General features: G+C 43.5%; 2 pseudogenes. One reads left to right on the top strand and one right to left on the bottom strand.

Annotated features, from left to right (window positions below):
• Window positions 1–17 precede the first annotated feature (17 nt).
• Window positions 18–974, top strand: a pseudogene (locus DZ54_RS0117350) (ISAs1 family transposase); the annotation flags it as partial.
• Here the strand turns inward: DZ54_RS0117350 and DZ54_RS24570 are convergent.
• Window positions 905–1,252 (bottom strand): annotated as a pseudogene (locus DZ54_RS24570) (hypothetical protein); the annotation flags it as partial. The pseudogenes DZ54_RS0117350 and DZ54_RS24570 sit on opposite strands and share 70 nt — an antisense overlap.
• Window positions 1,253–1,462: the final 210 nt, after the last annotated feature.

Below are 1,462 nucleotides of genomic sequence, written 5' to 3'. Positions count from 1 at the left end.
CGTAAGCAGTCGCGTATTTCTTATTACGTTTTGGCTTTTCAGGTAAAACGTCACCGTCGGCAGATACGATCGCAAGAGTGATGGGAACCATCAGTCCAAAGGCATTACAAAAAGCCTTTATAGAATGGATGAAATCGTGTCATGAATTAACGGATGGCGAAGTGGTTGCCATTGATGGAAAAACACTAAGGGGCTCATATAATCGAGCAACAGACCAAGCTGCTATTCATATGGTTAATGCGTTCGCAACCGCAAATGGAGTGTGTCTAGGACAGTCAAAAGTAAATAGTAAAACCAATGAGATTACTGAAATACCTAAACTACTGGAATTGCTCGATATTTCAGGTTGTTTGATTACCATAGATGCCATGGGTTGTCAGCGCAAAATCGCACAGAAAATCATCGATAAAAATGCCGATTATTTGCTTGCCGTTAAAGGAAATCAAGGCAAGTTAGATAAAGCGTTTGATAATTATTACCGCCCGGCAATGCTTCAACAATTTGATGGTGATAGCTACGCATCACAAGAAAAATCGCATGGGCGTTTAGAAACACGATGTGCACTGATTAATACCGATTTAAGTGTATTAGGTGATTTGGCTTATGATTGGCCTGAATTAAAAACGATGGGCATCATGGTGAGTGTTCGTCAAGAAGGCAAACATGCTGAAGAGTCAGATATTTCAGTGCGCTACTATATAAGCTCAAAATCACTCACAGCGAAAGAGCTTCATGATGCCACGCGCTCGCACTGGTTAATTGAATCGATGCACTGGCAACTTGATGTTGGATTAAAAGAAGATGCTTGCCGAATAAGAGTCGATGATCGAGCGGAAGTTTTTGCACGAATAAGGCAAATGGTTTTGAATTTATTAAAGCAAGAGAAGAGTTTCAAAGCCGGCATTCAACGCAAGCGAATGATGTGCGCGATGGACCAAGAGTACCTAGCGACCGTGCTGGGAAGCCTTTCGTGACGCGGATGTTCATGCGTTTTCCGTGCGGTTATGAAGCTCTGACCACCGAATTCGAGTGTATCGATCCCTTCAAATTTTAAGAACACCCAACGTGCCGTCGGTTTAGTCGTTGTTTTGTTCTTCACCATGCTTGGGAAGAACGCTTCTGTCTTGTTAAGTTGCTCTCTGATTTTGTGCTCTAGACTTGCGTAAACAAGAAGGCTAAGCGTCATTATCATGAGCAGTGCCTCAATGCGTTGAGGTTTTTTCAAGAAGATCGAAGACGTTAAGAACTCTGGGTATTGAGCGACAATTACGGTGGCCGGTCTAGCGACAATTATCTTGGCCGGTTGGTCTGATAAGGTTCGGTACAGCAGAACGGAGGGAGTTCACTGTGCCGGGAACACGAATCACGGATCAACAGGTCACTATCTATATGACTCATAGAAAACGAAATAGCCAAGTTGTTGCTGCTGCTAAAGCAGGAATTTCAGAACGTTCAGCCCGGC

Source organism: Salinivibrio socompensis S35, from assembly GCF_000513715.1.
In the GTDB taxonomy this organism is placed as follows: Bacteria; Pseudomonadota; Gammaproteobacteria; order Enterobacterales; family Vibrionaceae; genus Salinivibrio; species Salinivibrio socompensis.
This window is presented reverse-complemented; position numbering and strand designations above follow the sequence as displayed.